The organism is Chryseobacterium mucoviscidosis (genome assembly GCF_002177115.1).
Lineage (GTDB): Bacteria > Bacteroidota > Bacteroidia > Flavobacteriales > Weeksellaceae > Chryseobacterium > Chryseobacterium mucoviscidosis.
In genome coordinates, this window is sequence record NZ_MVAG01000128.1 from 143,095 (window position 1) to 162,552 (window position 19,458).

Here is a 19,458-nt window from a genome sequence, read left to right on the forward strand (position 1 = left end):
AAATTCAAGTCAAAATTATTCCCACTCGATGGTTGCAGGCGGTTTGCTTGAAATATCATAAGCTACTCTGTTGATTCCTCTTACTTCGTTGATGATTCTGCTTGAAACGGTATCTAAAAACTCGTAAGGAAGTCTGCTCCATGTTGCGGTCATGAAGTCGATCGTGTTTGCGGAACGAACTACTGCTGTGTATTCGTATGTTCTTTCATCACCCATTACGCCTACAGATTTTACCGGAAGTAGCACCACGAAAGCCTGAGAAACTTTTTCATACAGATCATTTTTGTATAATTCTTCAATGAAAATATCATCTGCTTCCTGTAGAATTCTAACTTTTTCTGCATCAACTGCTCCTAAAACCCTGATTCCCAATCCAGGACCCGGGAAAGGATGTCTGTGAACCAGATGATGAGGAATTCCCAATTCTTCGCCCACTTTTCTTACTTCATCCTTGAATAATTCTCTCAAAGGCTCAAGCAATTCGAATTCCATATCTTCAGGAAGTCCGCCAACGTTATGGTGCGATTTAATTACCGCAGAAGGACCGTTTACCGACTGACTTTCAATTACATCCGGATAAATTGTTCCCTGTGCTAAGAATTTAGCACCTTCAATTTTATGAGATTCTTCATCAAAAACGTGAATAAATTCGTTTCCGATAATTTTTCTTTTCGCTTCAGGATCATCTACTCCGGCTAATTTCGATAAAAATCTTTCGGAAGCATCCACTAATTTAATGTTCATATGGAAATGCTCTCCATAATTGTCCATTACTTTTTTGCCTTCGTCTTTTCTCAGTAAACCTGTGTCTACGAAGATACACGTCAACTGGTCGCCAATTGCACGGTGAATTAACACTGCCGCTACAGAAGAATCTACTCCTCCAGAAAGTCCGAGAATTACTTTCTGATCTCCCACTTTTTCACGGATTTCCGCAACGGTTTTTTCGATGTAATTGGTCAGTTTCCAGTTTTTCTCTGCATTACAGATTCCGAAAACGAAATTTTCCAGCATTTTTCCTCCTTCTTCGGTGTGGGAAACTTCTGGGTGAAACTGTACACAGTAGATTTTTTTATCTTCATTAGAGATGGAAGCGATTACGCCGGATTTTGCATTCAGTTCAAATCCTTCAGGCAGTTCTCCCACTTCGTCGAAATGGCTCATCCAAACTATAGAATTGTTGGTAACGCCTTTTAATAAAGACGATTCTTTTACGATTTCAAGGTGTGCTTTTCCGTACTCACCTTTTACGCCTTTGTGCACTTTTCCGCCTAAAAGGTGTGCTGTTAACTGCATTCCGTAGCAAATTCCCAGAACCGGAATTCCCTGCTCGTATAATTCTTTTTCAACCAAATGGGCATTTTCTGCATTTACAGAACTTGGTCCACCGGAAAGGATAATTCCTTTCGGCTGTTTTTTTAAAATGGTTTCTAAAGGTGTATTGAATGGTAGAATTTCAGAATATACTCCCATCTCACGGATTCTTCTCCCGATAAGCTGGTTGTACTGTGATCCGAAATCTAATATGATAATACCGTTGTTCATTTTTTATAATTGATGAATAATGATTGATAAATGATTTTATAAAATTGTCTGAAATTATAGCCCCGATTGCAGCGGTATCCTTTTTTGTTATTGCGATTGCTGAGAAGTTCCAAATATTGCTTCACTTTGTTCGCAATGACAAAAAAGATACAGCGGAAAGCGGGAAATAGCTTCTAACAAAAAAAGCCCCGAAAAATCAGGGCATTATTTTAAAACTTTCCGATGTCTTCTCTATAGAAGCCGTAATCGAAATGTACATGACTTGCATCTTCGTACACTTTTTTGCGGGCATCTTCATACGTTGCTCCTGTAGCCACGATGTTCAGTACTCTTCCACCGTTAGAAACTACTTTATCTCCTTTTCTGATGGCTCCTGCGTATAAAAGTTTGCTGTATTTCAGTTTATCTTCGCCCACGATTTCGAAACCTGTTTCGATGTTTCTTGGGTAACCTCCTGAACACATGACAAGACAAACTGCTTTTTCGTCTTTAAATTTAAGCTCGATGTCTTTTCCGTCCATACAATCCTGAATAACATCCAGAAGATTGTTTTCCATTAAAGCCATTAAAACCTGCGTTTCAGGATCTCCGAATCTCATGTTGTATTCTAAAAGATAGGTTCCGTTTTTCGTTACCATTAATCCGAAGAAAATGATTCCTTTGAAGCTGAACCCTTCTCCTTTAAGACCTTTAATGGTAGGTTCTAAGATATTTTTTTCGAAATCTGCGTAGTGTTCCTGAGTAAATTCGGGACTTGGAGCTACGGTTCCCATACCTCCAGTATTGGGTCCTGTATCGCCATTTCCGGCTTTTTTATAATCTTTTGCAGCTATACAAGGGAATAATTTTTCCCCGTTTGAGAATGCAATGATAGAGGCTTCAAATCCTTCTAAATATTCTTCGATTACCAAACGGATTCCTGCATCTCCGTAGATTCTTCTGATCATAAAATCATGAATCGTTGCTTCAGCTTCTTCCAATGTATCGCAGATTACCACGCCTTTTCCGCCTGCTAAACCACTTGCTTTAACAACCAATGGAAACTTCTGCGTCTGCACATATTCTTTAGCTTCATTATAGGAATCGAATACTACTGCTTTTGCCGTTTTGATATCATAGGTCTGCATGAATTTCTTAGAGAAAGCCTTACTTCCTTCCAAACTTGCAACTTTCTGATTCGGACCAAAAACTTTAAGGTCGTGTTTTTTGAATTCGTCCTTCAAACCTGCTACAAGCGGAGCTTCGGGACCAACGATCGTTAAGTCTACCTTTTCTTTGATGGCAAAATCTCTAAGTTCTTTAATCTCTGATAAATGAACATTTTTTCCAATAACATCAGTGGTAGCGTTTCCGTTGGCAAAAAACATTTTAGAAATTCTTGGGTCATTCTGAAGTTTTGCTGCCAAAGCAGATTCTCTTCCACCTTCACCTATGATTAATATTCTCATACTTTATTTAATTAACTAGTCTATAATTTACAAATATATAATTTTGGATGCTATAAATACAATCTCAAAATATAATTTTAGCCAATCGCTAATAGCCAATGGCGAATTGCTTTACTATTAATGTAAAAAATGTCTGATTCCGGTAAACATCATCGGGATTTTGTGTTCGTTGGCGGCATCTATGCTGTCCTGATCTTTTACACTTCCTCCCGGCTGGATGATTGCTGTAATTCCTTCCTGAGCGCAGAAATCTACTACGTCACGGAACGGGAAAAATGCATCTGAAGCCAATACTAAGTCGCCGGAGAATTTTTCTTTGGCTCTTTCGATCGCCTGTTGAGTTGCCCAGATTCTGTTTACCTGTCCTCCTCCGATTCCGAAAGCCTGAATTCCGTTGGAAACGACAATCGCATTGGATTTTACATATTTTACCACTCTCTGAGAGAACAATAATGCTTTTTTCTGCTCTTCCGTAGGCTGTGTTTCTGTGACAACTTTGATGTCATCTGAAAAGATGCTGTCGTTGTCCTGAACAAGGATTCCTCCGTCGATTTTCACCCAGGTCTGTTTGTCTGAAACCGGATTGACAATTTTTATAATTCTTAAGTTCTTTTTCTTTCTTAAAATTTCAAGTGCTTCTTCATCAAATTCAGGAGCCATTACAATTTCAAGGAAGGTTTTGTTTAATTCTTCTGCGGTTGCCGCATCGATTTTGTAGTTCATAGCAACAATTCCGCCAAAGATGGAAACCGGATCGCATTCGAAAGTTTTCTGATAGGTTTCCAGAGCTGAAGTTCCGATCGCCACTCCGCAAGGTGTAGAGTGTTTTACTGCACAACAAGCCATTTCTTCTTTGAACTCGGTCACTACTTTCCAGCAAAGATCCATATCCCGAAGGTTGTTGAAAGACAATTCTTTACCTCCCAACTGTTCGAAATCTTTCATTGCTCCGTTTTCGAAAGTAGAAACGTAGTAAGCTGCTGTCTGATGCGGGTTTTCACCGTACCTTAAGTCAGAAACTTTTTTGTAAGAAGCATTAAGATAGGTTGGATATTCTTCTTCTAAAAGCATTCTTGAAATCGCTGCATCATAAGCCGAAGTAAGGTTGAATACTTTTCCTGCGAGTTTTTTACGTGTTTCGATGTATGTGTCACCGTTTTGTTCCATTTCGATTTTTACGGTTGCATAATCTTCAACATCCGTGATTACCGTAACCGAATCGAAGTTTTTCGCTGCAGAACGAAGCATTGAAGGTCCTCCGATGTCGATGAATTCTACCTTTTCGTGAAGAGAAATGTTTTTGTTTACATTTTCGAAGAAAGGATAAAGATTCACAATTACCATGTCAATCAGTCCAATTCCGTGTTCCTGAACGGTATTCATGTGTTCTTCGTTGGAACGAACCGCCAACAAACCACCGTGAACTTTCGGGTGTAATGTTTTCACTCTTCCATCCAACATTTCCGGGAAATTGGTAACCTCATCAATCTGAATCGGATTTAAACCAGCGTCTTTCAAATGTTTGAACGTCCCTCCTGTAGAAATCAATTCATAATTTTGGGCTTCCAAAAACTGCGCGAATTCGGTTAATCCGCTTTTGTCAGAAACACTGATTAAAACTCTTTTTTTGCTCATTTTACTTTCGATTTTTTACTTTTTACAGCTATTTCAAACTGTAGACCGGTTCTTTCACCTCCGGTCTTTTTATTTTTACTTAGATTTTTCCTGTTTTTCGAAATAATAAAATCTAAATGTGTTTTTCATTAAAGAGATGATTTATTTCCTTCGATAAGCTCAGGATAAACTCTTGGCTTAGCGCTACATCTCTAATACTAACTATTTTTCCGTTCTGTTTGTCATGTTGAAAGCATCTCAACTAAGCTTAGATTCCTACGGAATGACAAACTAAGTGGTTAGATTTTGCGTTGTCAGGCTGAGCTTGTTGAAGCCTTTCATTGTTGTTAGTTTTTTAACCACCCCGTCAAAAATTCTTTGAATTTTTGCCACCCCTCCAAAGGAGGGGAATTTTTTGTATCGCTAATAATTAATGTCTAATTATTATTTAATACTTTGTTTATCGCAATTGGGAAAATTTCATATTCTATTAGGTGAACTTTTTCCGCTACGCTTTCGGGAGTATCGTCTTCTGTAATTTCGAATGATTTCTGAAGGATGGCTTCTCCTTCATCGATTCCTGAAGTTACAAAGTGTACGGTTGCTCCGCTTTCTTTTTCTTTTGCTTCGATCACGGCGTTGTGAACATGATGTCCCCACATTCCTTTTCCTCCGAATTTCGGAAGCAAAGCCGGATGAATATTGATTATTTTTCCGTTCCATTTTTCACAGAATTCAGGTTTTAGGATGGATAAAAATCCTGCTAAAACGATTAAGTCTGTATTTTGAGGAATTTTTTCAGCCAGTTCATTACTGAAGTTCTTCCCTCTCGGAATCAGAATATTTTCTATGTTATGATTTTTCGCTCTTTCCAGTCCGTAACATTCTCTGTCGGCAATCACTAACGATACTTTTGCATTGCGGATTTCTCCATTATCAATGGTATCGATGATTCTCTGAAGATTGGTTCCTGAACCTGAAACGAGTATGACAAGATTCTTCATAATGAGTCAATTTGAAAATTAGTTAATTTGAAAATGGAATACATTATCTAATTGGTAATTTTCAAGTTGATTTTTTCGCTTCCTTCTGTAATCTCTCCGATTTCGTAAGCATCGTCTAAAAGATGCAATACTTTTTCTGCGTGTTGTGCATCCACTACAACGATCATTCCTACTCCCATGTTGAATGTTCCGAACATTTCTTCACGGGCAACTCCTCCTCTTTTTTCCAATTCTAACATAATGCTTGGAATCTGGATTTTTGAAGCGTCGATTGAAGCGCAAAGTCCGTCACCGATAATTCTCGGAATATTTTCGTATAAACCACCGCCTGTGATATGCGCAATCCCTGAAACTTCTACTTCTTCAAGAATTTTATGAATATCTTTGTAATACAGTCTTGTTGGAACCAAAAGCGTTTCGTACAAAGGTTTTCCTTCGAATTCTTCGTTGAAATCAGGGAACACTTTTCTTACCAGAGAGAATCCGTTGGAATGGAATCCTGAACTTGGCAACGCAATGATTTTGTCTCCTGCTTTGATTTTTGAACCATCAATAATCTGATCTTTTTCAACGATTCCTACGCAGAATCCTGCAACATCGTAATCTCCCGGCTGATACATTCCCGGCATTTCTGCGGTTTCTCCGCCGATTAATGCACAGTTATTGTCTTTGCAGGCTTCTACCATTCCTAAAACGATTTCAGCGGCAATTTCGGAGTCTAATTTTCCACAAGCCAGATAATCAAGGAAAAATAATGGTTTTGCCCCGTGACAAAGAATATCGTTGGCACACATTGCGAAGCAGTCTACCCCGATAGAATCGTATTTTTTTGAGTCTAAAGCTACTTTAAGCTTTGTTCCCACTCCGTCTGTTCCGGAAACCAATACAGGATTTTTGTATCCTCCGATCTCATAGAATGCCCCAAAACTTCCCAAATGGTTCAACACATTGGAATTATGTGTTTCGCCGACCGCTTTCTTGATCTTGTCAACGGTTTTGTATCCTTCTTCTTTGTCTACTCCTGCTGATTTGTACGTGTTGCTCATAGTATTTTAATAATCTAACAATGTATCAGTTTAGCAATGTAACAATGTTTTGAATTGTTAAATTTCTGCATTACTGAATTGGTACATTTTATTTTTACTTTTTATTCAAATTCAGAAAACAAAAAAGCCGACAATCTTGGTAGATTATCGGCCGTTGTTTTATCTCAGAATTTCAGAGTCCACAATATTCCCTTTCTTGGAGAAACATTCTTTAAAAGTGGTCTGAATTTTCATCTTTTTTCCTTTTTGCAAAGATATTAATTTTATATTAATTTTCAAATCTATTTTTCAAGAATAGATTCCAAGGCAGAAATTTTCTGAATTTTCTCTTTTAATTCACTGTCTTTCTCTTCGTTAGAAATTTTCTGAGCTGCTTTATCAAAATTATCATTAAAGAAAGGCAGTGTGAAGTTATCTACAATATTTCCGCCGTGAAGAGGAAAACGTTTTCCTGAAGCTTCCAAAACGCCTAAACCGCCTCTTGCTCCCGGAGCTGTTGCCATTAGCAGCATTGGTTTCTCATTCCATACTGCTCTGTCTTTAATTCTTGATGTCCAGTCGAATACATTTTTGAATGCTGAAGAGTAAGTTCCGTTATGTTCTGCCAAAGAAACCAGTAAAACATCTGCTCCGTCGATTTTTGAGGCAAAGTCTTTTGCTTCCTGCGGAACTCCGCTTTCTACTTCACGCTGGTGTTTGTAGATCGGCATTTCAAAAGCGTTCATGTCTACGATTTCCACTTCTGCATTCGGAATTAATGAAGCTGCGTAAGTAACCAGCATTTTATTGATTGATGTATCGGAATTGCTTCCTGCTATTGCTAAAACTTTCATTGTTCTATTTTTAATGTATTTTATTTTTTTTAACCACCCCGTCAAAAATTCATTCTGAATTTTTGCCACCCCTCCAAAGGAGGGGAATTTTCGTTGTGCAAAATTAAGGGTTTATTTGAGATATGACGGTAATTCCATCGGAACTTCCATTAATAATATTTCTGCGTCTTCTACGGCTTCAATGTTGAAACTTTGGGTATCCCAGATTCCTAAGCCGTCTCTTTCATTTAAAAGACGGTCTCCGATTTTTGCGCTTCCTTTCAGTACAAACGCATAAACTCCGTTTCCTTTTTTGTTCAGCGTGTAGTTTTTGCCGTTTCCTTTGGTAAAATTGGCAAGATTGAACCATGCATCCTGATGAATCCAAACGCCGTCGTCGTTTTTGTCTGGAGATAAGATCTGCTGGAAGCCGTTTATTTTTTCACCTTCTTTAATGCTTTGCTGATCGTATCTTGGTTCTACTCCTACTTCTCTCGGGAATACCCAGATCTGTAAGAATTTTACCGCCTGATCTTTATTTTTGTTGTATTCGCTGTGCATTACTCCGGTTCCGGCACTCATTACCTGAATTTCTCCTTTTTTAATGACTGCTGTAGTTCCCATAGAATCTTTATGCTCCAGATCTCCTTCCAACGGAATGGAAATAATTTCCATGTCTCTGTGTGGATGTGTTCCGAAACCCATTCCCTGCGTAACGGTATCGTCGTTCAATACTCTTAATACTCCGAAGTGTGTTCTTTCAGGGTTTTGGTAATTGGCAAAACTGAATGTGTGGTAAGAGTTTAACCATCCATGATTGGCGTGGCCTCTTGTGTCTGCTTTATGATATACTGTTTTCATAATGTTTTTATTTTATGATACAAATGTACAGGAGATAAACGGCTAAACTGTTGATGTAAGATAAGAACGACAAAATCCGCCTTTTCAGGGGATTTATTGTTTGTTTTTGATATTACACAAGCATATTGAGAACATCGGGATTTTCGTTGAGATAGGACTCAAAATAATCCAGATTCTGCATTCTCTGTCTGAGTCCTTCGAAGTCTGATGAATCGGAAAGCTCGATTCCGACGATTGCCAAAGCTGTTTCTCTGGAGTTTTTCTTGGTGTATTCAAAATGAGTAATATCATCGTTTGTTCCCAATACATTGAGGACAAAATCTTTAAGAGCACCGGGACGCTGTGGAAATTTTACCATAAAGTAGTGCTTAAGACCGTTGTAGAGCAAAGCGCGTTCTTTAATTTCCTCCATTCTGGTAATATCGTTATTGCTTCCGCTGACGATGCACACTACACTTTTTCCTCTAATCTGCGTTTTATACTGCTCCAATGCAGAGATTGATAATGCTCCGGCAGGTTCCAGTACGATAGCCTCTTTATTGTAAAGCTGAAGAATGGTTTCACAAATTTTTCCCTCGTCTATGGAAATGCAATCTGAGAGTGTGTTCCTGCAAATTTCAAATGTTAAATCTCCTACTTTTTTCACGGCTGCTCCGTCTACAAAGCTATCAATTTCAGTAAGCTCGGTATTGATTTTGTTTTCTATGGATGTTTTCATGGAAGGCGCTCCTTTCGGTTCTACGCCTATGAGTTGGGTTTCTGCGGAAAGTTCTTTAAATACGGTGGAAATTCCCGAAGCGAGTCCTCCTCCGCCAATCGGAATAAAAACAAAGTTTGTTGCTTCTTTTTTCTGTTCTAAAATTTCGAGTGCGACTGTTGCCTGTCCTTCAATGATCTGAACGTCATCAAAAGGATGAATAAAGGCAGCACCGGAAGTTTCTGCAAAATCCAAAGCGGCTTTTTTGGATGCATCAAAGGTGTCTCCGAAGAGTTTAATGTCTACAAAATGACCGCCAAACATTTCTACCTGTTCCAGCTTTTGTTTTGGTGTGGTTACGGGCATGAAAATGGTTCCCTTAATCTGGAGCTGCTTACATGAAAAAGCGACTCCCTGAGCGTGATTCCCTGCACTTGCACAAACTATTCCTTCTGAAGTTTTGCCTTCGCTGAAAAGGGTTTTTATTTTATGATAAGCGCCTCTTAATTTGTAGGATCGCACCGGCTGTAAGTCTTCTCTTTTAAGGTAAATATGCGCATCAAATTTTTCCGACAAACGGGCGTTGTATTGCAAAGGGGTGTAATTCACCATGTTTTCGATGCTTTTTCTTGCCTGTATGACGGATTCGAGTGTGGGAAGTGTGAGTGTTTTATTCATCTTCATTTATTTTACCGGTTTTTTATGGTCTTTATTTCCTGAAAACGGAAATGTCTCGCAGCCCGACCTGAGTGGAGCTCTTTTTCTTTTTCTAGAAAAGAAAAAAGCGGGAACGGAGGGCGGAAATAGCTGCCCCAAAAAATTTTTATACGGTTTTTATGGATTTCATTGCCGTCATTGCCTGACGAAGTTTTCTGCCGACCGTTTCTACCGGATGGTTTCTGAGGGTGTCGTTAACGTGAACCAATTGCGCATTGTCTACGGACGCGTCTTTTCCTTCGTTGAAGTTTTTTCCTGCGAGGTCTGTATCTACTTTTTTCATGAAGTCTGCCAAAAGGGGTTTACAAGCCTGATCGAAGAGGTAGCAGCCATATTCTGCGGTGTCGGAAATCACGCGGTTCATCTCGAATAGTTTTTTTCTGGCGATGGTATTGGCAATGAGGGGAGCTTCGTGCAGGGATTCGTAATAGGCAGATTCCGGTTTTATTCCTGCTTCCACCATGGTTTCGAAAGCGAGTTCTACGCCTGCTCTTATGAATGCGGACATGAGGAGATAATGATCGAAATATTCCTGTTCGGAGATTTTTACGTCTCCCGCCGGAGTTTTTTCAAAGGCTGTTTCGCCTGTTTCCGCACGCCATTTCAAAAGGTTGGCATCTCCGTTTTCCCAGTCCTGCATCATGGTTTTGGAAAATTCTCCGGAGATGATATCATCCTGATGTTTCTGGAAAAGCGGTCGCATGATGTGTTTCAATTCTTCGGAAAGTTCAAATGCTTTAATTTTTGCAGGATTGGAAAGCCGGTCCAGCATTCCGCTCACACCGCCGTGTTTCAGTGCTTCTGTGATCACCTCAACGCCGTACTGAACGAGCTTGGAAGCATAACCAGCATCAATGCCTTTTTCTACCATTTTGTCAAAGGAAAGAATGGAGCCGGTTTGTAAAAGCCCGCATAAAATGGTCTGTTCTCCCATTAAATCTGATTTTACTTCTGCTACAAAGGATGATTTTAACACTCCTGCTTTATGTCCGCCAGTTGCCACACAATAGGCTTTTGCTTCTGCCCATCCTTTTCCCTGAGGATCATTTTCGGGATGTACGGCAATAAGTGTGGGTACTCCAAAACCTCGAAGGTATTCTGCACGGACTTCGGAACCGGGGCATTTCGGGGCAACCATGATTACGGTGAGGTCTTTACGGATCTGCATTCCTTCTTCTACGATGTTGAATCCGTGGGAATAGGACAATGTAGCCCCTTCTTTCATGAGTGGCTGTACGGTGCTGATTACGGAAGTATGCTGTTTATCGGGGGTTAAATTGATGACTAGATCTGCTGTAGGAATGAGTTCCTGATATGTTCCTACGTGAAAGCCGTTTTCTGTGGCATTTTTCCACGAGTCTCTTTTTTCGTCGATGGCTTCTTTTCTGAGGGCATAGGAAACATCTAGTCCGCTGTCTCTTAAGTTAAGCCCCTGATTAAGTCCCTGAGCGCCACATCCTACGATTACTATTTTTTTTCCTTTTAAAGCTGCTACACCATCGGAAAATTGTGTACTGTCCATAAATTCTGCCTGTCCAAGCTGATGCAATTTTTCTCTTAGTGATAGAGTATTGAAGTAATTTGCCATATTTTTGGGTAAAATGTAAAAAGTATTAAGTAAAATGTTTACTGTAACTACTTTTCAGGATTAATATTTTTATTTTAGGTTTTGTTTTGAATGTTTTTGAATATCCGTTAAACAACCTATTACTATGCACTGATATAAAAATCAATTATTTATAACAGGCACTTCGACAAGCTCAGTGTGACACCTCTAATACTAAACGCTTGATTTCTAGCGATGTCAAGCTGAGCCTGTCGAAGCTTTAGATTAATAAACGGACAATGAAAGAATGTTTTGAAACAATAAAACATTGTATTCAATTTCAATTCAGGATTTAAATGTTTTTGACTGATCTATTACATGGTAAAAACATCATCCCGCTTATCGAGATATTCATTCTCTACAATATGCGGAGAGGGTTCACGGTTTTCAAACTGAAGTACTTTTTGGTGGATTCCCGCACTGTTTTTAATGATGGCGATTCTGGCACCGCGAACAAATTCTATGAGACCGTATTTGTTAAGTTCTTCGGTTAATCTGTCTATTTCTTCACGATGTCCGGCTGTTTCAAACACGATATAATCCTGACGGATGACTACGGTTGATGCGCCATACTGACGAAGCAGCCGCTCTACATATACTTTTTCGGTAACCACATCTGCGGGTACTTTGTAAAGTGCCTGTTCCTGCCATACAATTTCATCGTCTGTATTGTAATAGGCTTTCATTACATCGATCTGTTTTTCCAATTGCCGGCAAAGTTTTTTCACTACTTCTTCGTTCTCCTGAATAACGATGGTGAATCTGTGAATGCCTTCTACTTCTGAAGGTGAGGTATTCAGACTCTCGATATTGATTTTTCTCCGTGAGAAGATTCCCGATATTCTGCCGATTAAGCCCACTGAATTTTCGGTGTATAATGTGATGGTAAATTCCTTTTTTTCCATTTTCTTTTTATTTTAGTCTGATCTCCGAAACTGAGGTTCCCTGTGCTACCATCGGAAATACATTGTTTTCTTTTCCTACCATCACTTCGAGAAGGTATGCCCCATTATGACTGAGCATTTTTTCGAGGGCAGCTTTTAAATCTTTTCTTTCGGATATTTTTTCACCTTCAATGTAATATCCTTTGGCAACTGCCACAAAATCGGGGCTTGTAATATTTACGAATGAGTAACGTCTGTCGTGGAATAATTGCTGCCATTGTCTCACCATTCCCAAAAACTCGTTATTGAGGATGAGAATTTTAACTTTTGCCCCAAACTGCATAATAGTTCCCAACTCCTGAAGTGTCATCTGAAATCCGCCATCTCCGATGATTGCCACTACTGTTTTTTCGGGAGCGCCATACCAAGCTCCGATAGCAGCCGGCAAACCAAATCCCATTGTTCCCAGTCCTCCGGAAGTGACACTGGATTTTGAACGGTTATACCGGGCATATCGACAAGCAACCATCTGATGCTGACCGACGTCTGTTGTGATAATGGCGTCTCCGTTGGTAAGCTCGTTTAATACTCTGATAACTTCTCCCATCGTCATGGCATCTATATTGGGATTCAGTTCATTATGTATGACTTCTTTTATTTCTTCTTTTTCCAGTTCGCGGAATTTTTCTACCCATTCTGAGTGGTCGTTTTCTTTGAGAAGTGCCGTCAGTAAAGGAAGTGTTTTTTTACAGTCGCCCCAAACAGGAACTGCTGTTTTTACATTTTTATCAATTTCTGCGGGATCAATATCAAGGTGAATTACCTTTGCCTGTTTTGCGTATTTATCGAGACGTCCGGTAACGCGGTCATCAAACCGCATTCCTACGGCGATCAATACATCGCATTCATTCGTCATTACGTTGGGGGCGTAATTTCCATGCATTCCCAACATTCCTACGTGCAATTTATGATGGGTAGGCAACGCGCTCAGTCCCATTACGGTAGCTGCTGCCGGAAGATTAATTTTCTCAATAAAAGATTTTAATTCTTCTTCCGCTTTCCCCAGAATTACTCCCTGTCCGAAAAGAACGAATGGCTTTTTGGCCTGATTAATGAGCTGTGCTGCTTTTTCAATATATTCTTTTCTGATCTCGGGTTCGGGACGATAACTTCGGATGTGAGTGCATTTTTTATAGCCCAAATAATCGAACAACTGAAGTTGTGCATTTTTGGTAATATCAATTAAAACAGGACCGGGACGACCGGTGTTTGCAATGTAAAATGCTTTTGCAATGGCTTCAGGAATTTCTGCGGCATCGGTAACCTGATAGTTCCATTTGGTAACCGGTGTGGTGATATTGATAACATCGGTTTCCTGAAATGCATCTGTTCCCAACAAGGAAGCATAGACCTGCCCTGTAATGCAAACTACAGGGTTACTGTCGATCATGGCATCTGCAAGTCCTGTCACCAGATTGGTGGCTCCGGGACCACTTGTTGCAAAGACAACGCCCGTTTTTCCTGATACTCTTGCAAATCCCTGTGCTGCATGAACTGCGCCCTGTTCGTGACGAACGAGAATGTGTTTCAGTTTTTCGGAATAATCGTATAAAGCATCATAAATAGGCATAATTGCTCCACCGGGATATCCGAAAACAGTGTCTACATTTTCCTGCAATAAAGCTTCTAAAACTGCTTTGGAACCTGATATTTCGATGGCTTCCGCACTTCGGGTATCTTTCTGTTCATTTATTTCAAGTGTATTCATCATGTTTCAATTTTAATTGTGATTACAGGTCGGTTACGCAGCCCTGCGATGCATCTGCCACAGATTTGGCATATTTATAAAGAACTCCGCTTTTCACTTTGTATTCAGGCTGATGAAAACCGGCTTTTCTTTTTGTAATTTCTTCATCCGACAACAATGCATTGATGGTATTTTTCTCTGCATCGAGTTCGATGAGGTCTCCGTCCTGTATAAGACCAATCAGTCCTCCTTCAAATGCTTCCGGTGTGATGTGTCCTACAACAAAACCGTGGGTTCCTCCGGAGAATCTTCCGTCTGTTATCAGTGCTACATTTTTTCCTAAGCCGGAACCCATTAAAGCGGAAGTTGGCTTCAGCATTTCGGGCATTCCGGGAGCGCCTTTCGGACCTTCGTTTTTGATCACGACAACGTTTCCTTCTGTGATTTTTTTGTCTTCAATTCCTTTGATGAATTCTTTTTCGCCATCAAATACAATGGCTGTTCCTCTGAAATAGTTTCCTTCTTTACCTGTGATTTTGGCTACTGATCCTTTCTCAGCAAGATTTCCGTATAGTATTCTGATATGTCCTGTTTCTTTGATGGGATTTCTGATATCGTGAATAATATGCTGATCTCTTTCAATAATGGAGGTGACATGTTCGAGGTTTTCTGCAATGGTTTTTCCTGTTACTGTAAGACAATCTCCGTGAAGAAGTCCCAGATCCAACAGGTATTTCATCACCGCCGGAACTCCTCCTACTTTATGTAAGTCTTCCATCAGATATTTTCCGCTGGGTTTGAGGTCTGCCAGAAACGGTGTTTGATCGCTGATCCGCTGAAAATCATCCAAAGTCAAATTGTATCCTATTGATTTTGCAATGGCAATAAAATGCAGTACAGCATTGGTGCTTCCGCCTAAAATCATAATCAGTCTCAAAGCATTTTCAAAGGCTTTTGGTGTCATGATATCGGAAGGTTTGATGTCTTTTTCCAAAAGAATTCTGATGTAATGTCCCGCAAATTGGCATTCTTCTTTTTTCTCGCGACTGAGCGCCGGATAGGAAGAAGAATACGGAAGACTCATCCCCAGAGCTTCAATAGCGGAAGCCATGGTATTTGCGGTGTACATTCCGCCACAGGCTCCTGCACTCGGACAGGAGTTTTGAATGACTCCCTGAAAGTCTTCTTCTGAAATTTTTCCGGCAATTTTATTTCCTAAAGCTTCAAAAGCCGAAACAATGTTCAGATCCTGACCTTTGTAATGTCCGGGAGCAATACTTCCGCCATATACCATAATGGAAGGTCGGTTCAGTCTTGCCATTGCGATGAGGGAACCGGGCATATTTTTGTCGCATCCGGGAACGGTGATCAAACCATCGTAATACTGTCCTGCGCATACAGCTTCTATGGAATCTGCAATAATGTCCCGGCTTACCAGAGAATAGCGCATTCCGTCTGTACCATTGGTCATTCCGTCGCTTATTCCTATGGTATGAAACATTAAACCCACCAAATTCTGTTCTTTCACTCCTTTTTTCACGATTTCAGCGAGGCTGTTGAGATGCATATTGCAGGTGTTGCCATCGTAACCCATGCTTGCAATTCCGATCTGGGCTTTGTCAAAGTCTTCTTTCTGGAAACCAATACCGTAAAACATTGCCTGAGTTGCGGGCTGAGTCGGGTCTTTTGTAAGGGTTTTGGAGTATTTGTTCAGTTCTGTATTACACATTTTGCAGGTTTAATTTCAGGTATGAATAATTTTCTTCTACGACCAAATGACGGTAAGCCTGCTGAATTTTAGCTGATAAACTGTCTTCCCAATTCATTCTGAAAGGAATATCATTCAAAGACTCCACAGCGACAATTTCTGCTGCTGTTCCACAGAAAAATGCAGCATCTGCACCCTGCATTTCCTGCGGTGTAAATAATTTTTCTTCATACGAAATCCCTAACTGATTACATATTTCGAAAACTGTGGCTCTTGTAATACCGGGCAAGATGTTTCCTTTTTGAGGAGTATATAGTTTTCCGTCTTTTTCATAGAATACATTTGCGCCGGAGCTTTCTGCTACATTTCCTTTTTCATCCAGAACGAGTGCCTCATCAAATCCTTTATCTTTCGCTTCCTGACTTGCCAGAATAGAATTTACGTAATGTCCGCTCACTTTAGCTTCTATTTTAAATGCTTTCGGATTAGGGCGCTGAAAAGAGGACGTCATAATTCTCAGTTTATTTGACAGATAACCGTTATCCCAATTCCATGCTTCAATAACAAGGTAGCTTTTCTGTCCTTTTGAAAGGGCCATATTGGGAGAGCAGATAACTAAAGGACGGATGTAAGCGTTACTCAGATTATTAATTTCCAACAATTTATAAGTAGTCTCTACCATTTCCTCAGTAGAATAATGGAAAGGCATATGCATCGCCTCTGCTGATTTTCTCAGTCTGTCGTAATGTTCTTTTACTTTAAAAATTTTGGTTCCATTGGCTGTTTTGTAGGATTTAATGCCTTCAAAAACCGCATATCCGTAGTGTAATGATTGACCGTACAAATCGGTCTTTGCTTCTTTTGCTTTCACATATTCTCCATCAAAGAAGAGAACACTGTCGTCATTGTAATACATTCTATATTGTTTTAATTTTATTTTGGTGTTGGTCTTTAAACAAAAAACCATTCTCGTGATGAGAATGGTCTGTATTATTTCAATTTCAAAAATTATCACAAGCCATTGCCCATCACCGAAAATCCGATAATGACAAAAATGACAAGAATAATAATAATTGAGTTACTCATTTGCTTGTATTTAACGATACAAATGTATAAACTAATTTTGATACACAATTACTTTTTCATAAAAAATCCGCCCGAAAATTATCAAAAATCTATAAAAAGCAGTGTTTTTTACGATATTCATTAAAAGAAAAATATTCCATAAGCTGCTGAATTTCAAATTTTAACGTGAGATAAAAATACGATGTCTAAAATTTACCTAAAGACTCTATATCGGGATCGTATTTTTTTAAGTTTTTCTGATTTTTTGCCGTCATCAATAAAAAAATCTACCGGATCCGGTAGATTTAGAGTTATATTTTAACCTGAATTCGGGATAAAAAGTGTTTAAATTTTGATTATTCTTAATTTAACGTGAATGAGTTAAGCTATTGCTTTTATATTTTAATTTATTTAACCACAAAAGTCACAAAAGATCTACAATTTTTTTTATTTAAAGTTGGTGATTATAAATGAAAAAGCTCACCATAGTTTTTTAAAAATCTTTGATTTTTATTCTTTTGAGCGCTTTGATTATTCTGGAAATTCGCTTTAACATTATCCTTTGTTTTTGCGGTTAATTCTATAATTAGTTTAAACAAGTTTTTTACAATCTTTATTCCGAACCTGGGTAATTTTAGAAAATCAACTGAAGTATTTCTCTTTTTATCAGAAATGCACCTGCTGAATTTCTTTTTCAATTTCTTTTGGAGTATCATGTTCAGATTTAACGAAAAGAAGAGTGAGAACAGCTCCTAAAACCATACAGATTCCGCCCACAACAATATAATCTATTGCCATTTTACCGAAAATTCTGCTTACAATTGGTCCTCCGAAAACTCCGTTAATGATTTGAGGAATTACAATAAAGAAATTGAAAATTCCCATATAAACGCCCATTTTCTTTTGTGGAATTGAGTCAATAAGCATCGCGTAAGGCATTGCCAGAATACTTGCCCATGCAAAACCTAATCCGACCATGGAAATCCAGAGGTAATTTATGTCTTTTATAAAGTACATGGAAATCAGCCCGAAACCTCCACTTGCCAAAGCCAGCGCGTGAGTCTGTTTTTTACCGATAAATTTGGCAATCGGTGTGAGCGCAAACGCAAAGAAAATGGCGTAGAAATTATAACTTCCGAACAGGCTTCCTGTTAAATCTCCGGCTTTATTAAATTCCGCTGAATGGGTATCTTCCGGGGAAAGCCCGAAATGATGCGTCGCCAAAGCACTGGTTGTAAAAACCCACATTGTAAATAATGCAAACCATGAGAAAAACTGAACAATTCCCAGTTTCTTCATCTGGGAGGGTGCATTGGCAAAATCTTTGAAAATATCCGACATTTTGGATTTTTCTTCTACGATTTCTTTTCCACCTTCAAATGAAGCAAATTCTTCAGGAGAATATTCTTTGGTGGTAATAATTGTATATAAAATTGATAAAATAAGTACGGCTGCTCCGATATAAAAAGAATAGATGACATTATCTGCTACAAATCCTTTTGATGCTTCGTTGGAAATTCCCAGTTTGGTAAGCCAGTTTGGTAAATCCGAACCAATTACCGCTCCAATTCCTATCAAAATTGTCTGAACAGAAAAACCAATCGTCGCCTGATGTTTTGGCAGCATATCTCCCACCAGAGCACGGAAAGGTTCCATTGCCACATTGATAGAAGCATCCATCATAGCAAGGAAAATAACCGCCATCAGTAAAACGTTTGCAGCCATCATTTGTGTTGCAGAAGCGGCATTGGGAAGCATTACCAATCCGATGGCGCATAAAACGGCTCCTATTAAAAAGTAAGGTTTTCTTCTTCCCAGCGGACTCCATGTATTATCTCCCATGTGACCGATGATCGGCTGAACGATTAATCCTGTTACCGGTGCTACGAGCCAGAACCATGATAATTCATGTACATCGGCTCCGAAATTTGCCAAAATCCGGCTTGCGTTTCCATTTTGCAGACCAAAAGCCATCTGGATTCCCAAGAATCCCATGCTCATATTGATGATCTGAGCCATGGATAAATTCGGCTTTTTTACTTTTCCAAATTTTCCTGCATCTGCTTTTCCTACCATTTCTGCCATTATTTCTTCAGTTTTTGGATTAACATCTCTTCGATTGGTGCTTTTTCAGCGACAACTTTGTCTACAACTTCATTTGGAACGGTTACAGAGAGTACGTACTGTTTTACTTTCCAGATTCCGTTGATTTTTTCCACTACTCCTGAACCGCGGCAGATTTTCATCTGGGTATCTAGTAATTCATCAAACCAAGCCAGTTTTCCGTCTTTGCTGAAGTAAATATTTCTTTTCAGGGAAGTAAAATTCCATGTTTTCTTTTTATCGAAATAGGGTTTTGCCCAAACCATAAAGGCTTTTTTGTCCCAGACTTCTGTAGCATCTGTCCCGATAAAAACAGATTCGTCGGCAAAATAATTAAAGTAAGTGTTAAAATCTGCTTTTGCTGCCGCGACATTAAATCCGTCGAGCATGGTTCCGATTTCTGTTTTTTCTTTATCGAATTTTGACTGAGCAGAAATGGATGTAAAACTCAATACAAATAGGATGAATGTAAAGAATATTGTTGTTTTTTTCATTTTTAATTATAAACCTTTAATTTTATTTTTTAACGCAAAGAGCTCAAAGTTTTCTTTTTAAGTACTAACTGTCTTTAAGTTCGCAAAGGCGTTTCACTTAGGTAAGA

15 protein-coding genes are annotated in these 19,458 nt (G+C 39.1%); all 15 read right to left on the reverse strand.

Features of this window, described 5'->3' with window-relative positions; all coding sequences use genetic code 11:
• Positions 1-15 precede the first annotated feature (15 nt).
• On the reverse strand, positions 16-1,545 hold the full coding sequence (guaA, locus tag B0E34_RS15350) for a glutamine-hydrolyzing GMP synthase (protein WP_087710866.1): 1,530 nt from the start codon (positions 1,543-1,545) through the stop codon (positions 16-18).
• A gap of 209 nt (positions 1,546-1,754) precedes the next feature.
• Positions 1,755-2,993, reverse strand: a complete 1,239-nt coding sequence (gene purD, locus B0E34_RS15355) for a phosphoribosylamine--glycine ligase (protein WP_076393473.1) — start codon at positions 2,991-2,993, stop codon at positions 1,755-1,757.
• Between the two features lie 117 nt (positions 2,994-3,110).
• On the reverse strand, positions 3,111-4,628 hold the full coding sequence (gene purH / locus B0E34_RS15360; RefSeq protein WP_076393472.1) for a bifunctional phosphoribosylaminoimidazolecarboxamide formyltransferase/IMP cyclohydrolase: 1,518 nt from the start codon (positions 4,626-4,628) through the stop codon (positions 3,111-3,113).
• A gap of 416 nt (positions 4,629-5,044) precedes the next feature.
• Positions 5,045-5,611 carry a phosphoribosylglycinamide formyltransferase gene (gene purN, locus B0E34_RS15365; RefSeq protein WP_076393470.1) on the reverse strand — a complete coding sequence of 189 codons (567 nt, stop codon included), beginning with the start codon at positions 5,609-5,611 and terminating at the stop codon, positions 5,045-5,047.
• Positions 5,612-5,658: 47 nt separating this feature from the next.
• Positions 5,659-6,657, reverse strand: coding sequence for a phosphoribosylformylglycinamidine cyclo-ligase (gene purM, locus B0E34_RS15370; RefSeq protein ID WP_087710868.1), 999 nt, complete (start codon positions 6,655-6,657; stop codon positions 5,659-5,661).
• Positions 6,658-6,938: 281 nt separating this feature from the next.
• A complete protein-coding gene (locus tag B0E34_RS15375) occupies positions 6,939-7,490 on the reverse strand; it encodes an NADPH-dependent FMN reductase (RefSeq protein ID WP_087711526.1) in 552 nt (183 codons plus the stop codon).
• 111 nt (positions 7,491-7,601) lie between these two features.
• Positions 7,602-8,330, reverse strand: a complete 729-nt coding sequence (locus B0E34_RS15380; protein ID WP_087710870.1) for a pirin family protein — start codon at positions 8,328-8,330, stop codon at positions 7,602-7,604.
• A gap of 112 nt (positions 8,331-8,442) precedes the next feature.
• The gene (gene ilvA, locus B0E34_RS15385) at positions 8,443-9,705 is read right to left on the reverse strand and encodes a threonine ammonia-lyase IlvA (RefSeq protein ID WP_228423095.1); all 1,263 of its coding nucleotides are present in this window, start codon (positions 9,703-9,705) and stop codon (positions 8,443-8,445) included.
• Between the two features lie 145 nt (positions 9,706-9,850).
• The gene (ilvC, locus tag B0E34_RS15390; protein ID WP_087710874.1) at positions 9,851-11,332 is read right to left on the reverse strand and encodes a ketol-acid reductoisomerase; all 1,482 of its coding nucleotides are present in this window, start codon (positions 11,330-11,332) and stop codon (positions 9,851-9,853) included.
• A 332-nt stretch (positions 11,333-11,664) separates the two neighbouring features.
• Positions 11,665-12,255: an acetolactate synthase small subunit gene (ilvN, locus tag B0E34_RS15395; protein WP_087710875.1), complete on the reverse strand. Its 591-nt coding sequence runs from the start codon at positions 12,253-12,255 to the stop codon at positions 11,665-11,667.
• Positions 12,256-12,262: 7 nt separating this feature from the next.
• Positions 12,263-14,002: a biosynthetic-type acetolactate synthase large subunit gene (gene ilvB, locus B0E34_RS15400; RefSeq protein WP_087711528.1), complete on the reverse strand. Its 1,740-nt coding sequence runs from the start codon at positions 14,000-14,002 to the stop codon at positions 12,263-12,265.
• A 22-nt stretch (positions 14,003-14,024) separates the two neighbouring features.
• Positions 14,025-15,710 (reverse strand): dihydroxy-acid dehydratase, encoded by a 1,686-nt coding sequence (ilvD, locus tag B0E34_RS15405; protein WP_087710877.1) that lies wholly within the window; start codon positions 15,708-15,710, stop codon positions 14,025-14,027.
• Positions 15,703-16,605 carry a branched-chain amino acid transaminase gene (locus B0E34_RS15410; RefSeq protein WP_087711530.1) on the reverse strand — a complete coding sequence of 301 codons (903 nt, stop codon included), beginning with the start codon at positions 16,603-16,605 and terminating at the stop codon, positions 15,703-15,705. The genes ilvD and B0E34_RS15410 overlap by 8 nt, the downstream gene beginning before the upstream one ends.
• An 815-nt stretch (positions 16,606-17,420) precedes the next feature.
• The gene (locus B0E34_RS15420) at positions 17,421-18,839 is read right to left on the reverse strand and encodes an MFS transporter (RefSeq protein WP_087710881.1); all 1,419 of its coding nucleotides are present in this window, start codon (positions 18,837-18,839) and stop codon (positions 17,421-17,423) included.
• Complete coding sequence (locus B0E34_RS15425; protein ID WP_087710883.1) at positions 18,839-19,351, reverse strand: nuclear transport factor 2 family protein; 513 nt, start codon at positions 19,349-19,351, stop codon at positions 18,839-18,841. The genes B0E34_RS15420 and B0E34_RS15425 overlap by 1 nt, the downstream gene beginning before the upstream one ends.
• Positions 19,352-19,458: the final 107 nt, after the last annotated feature.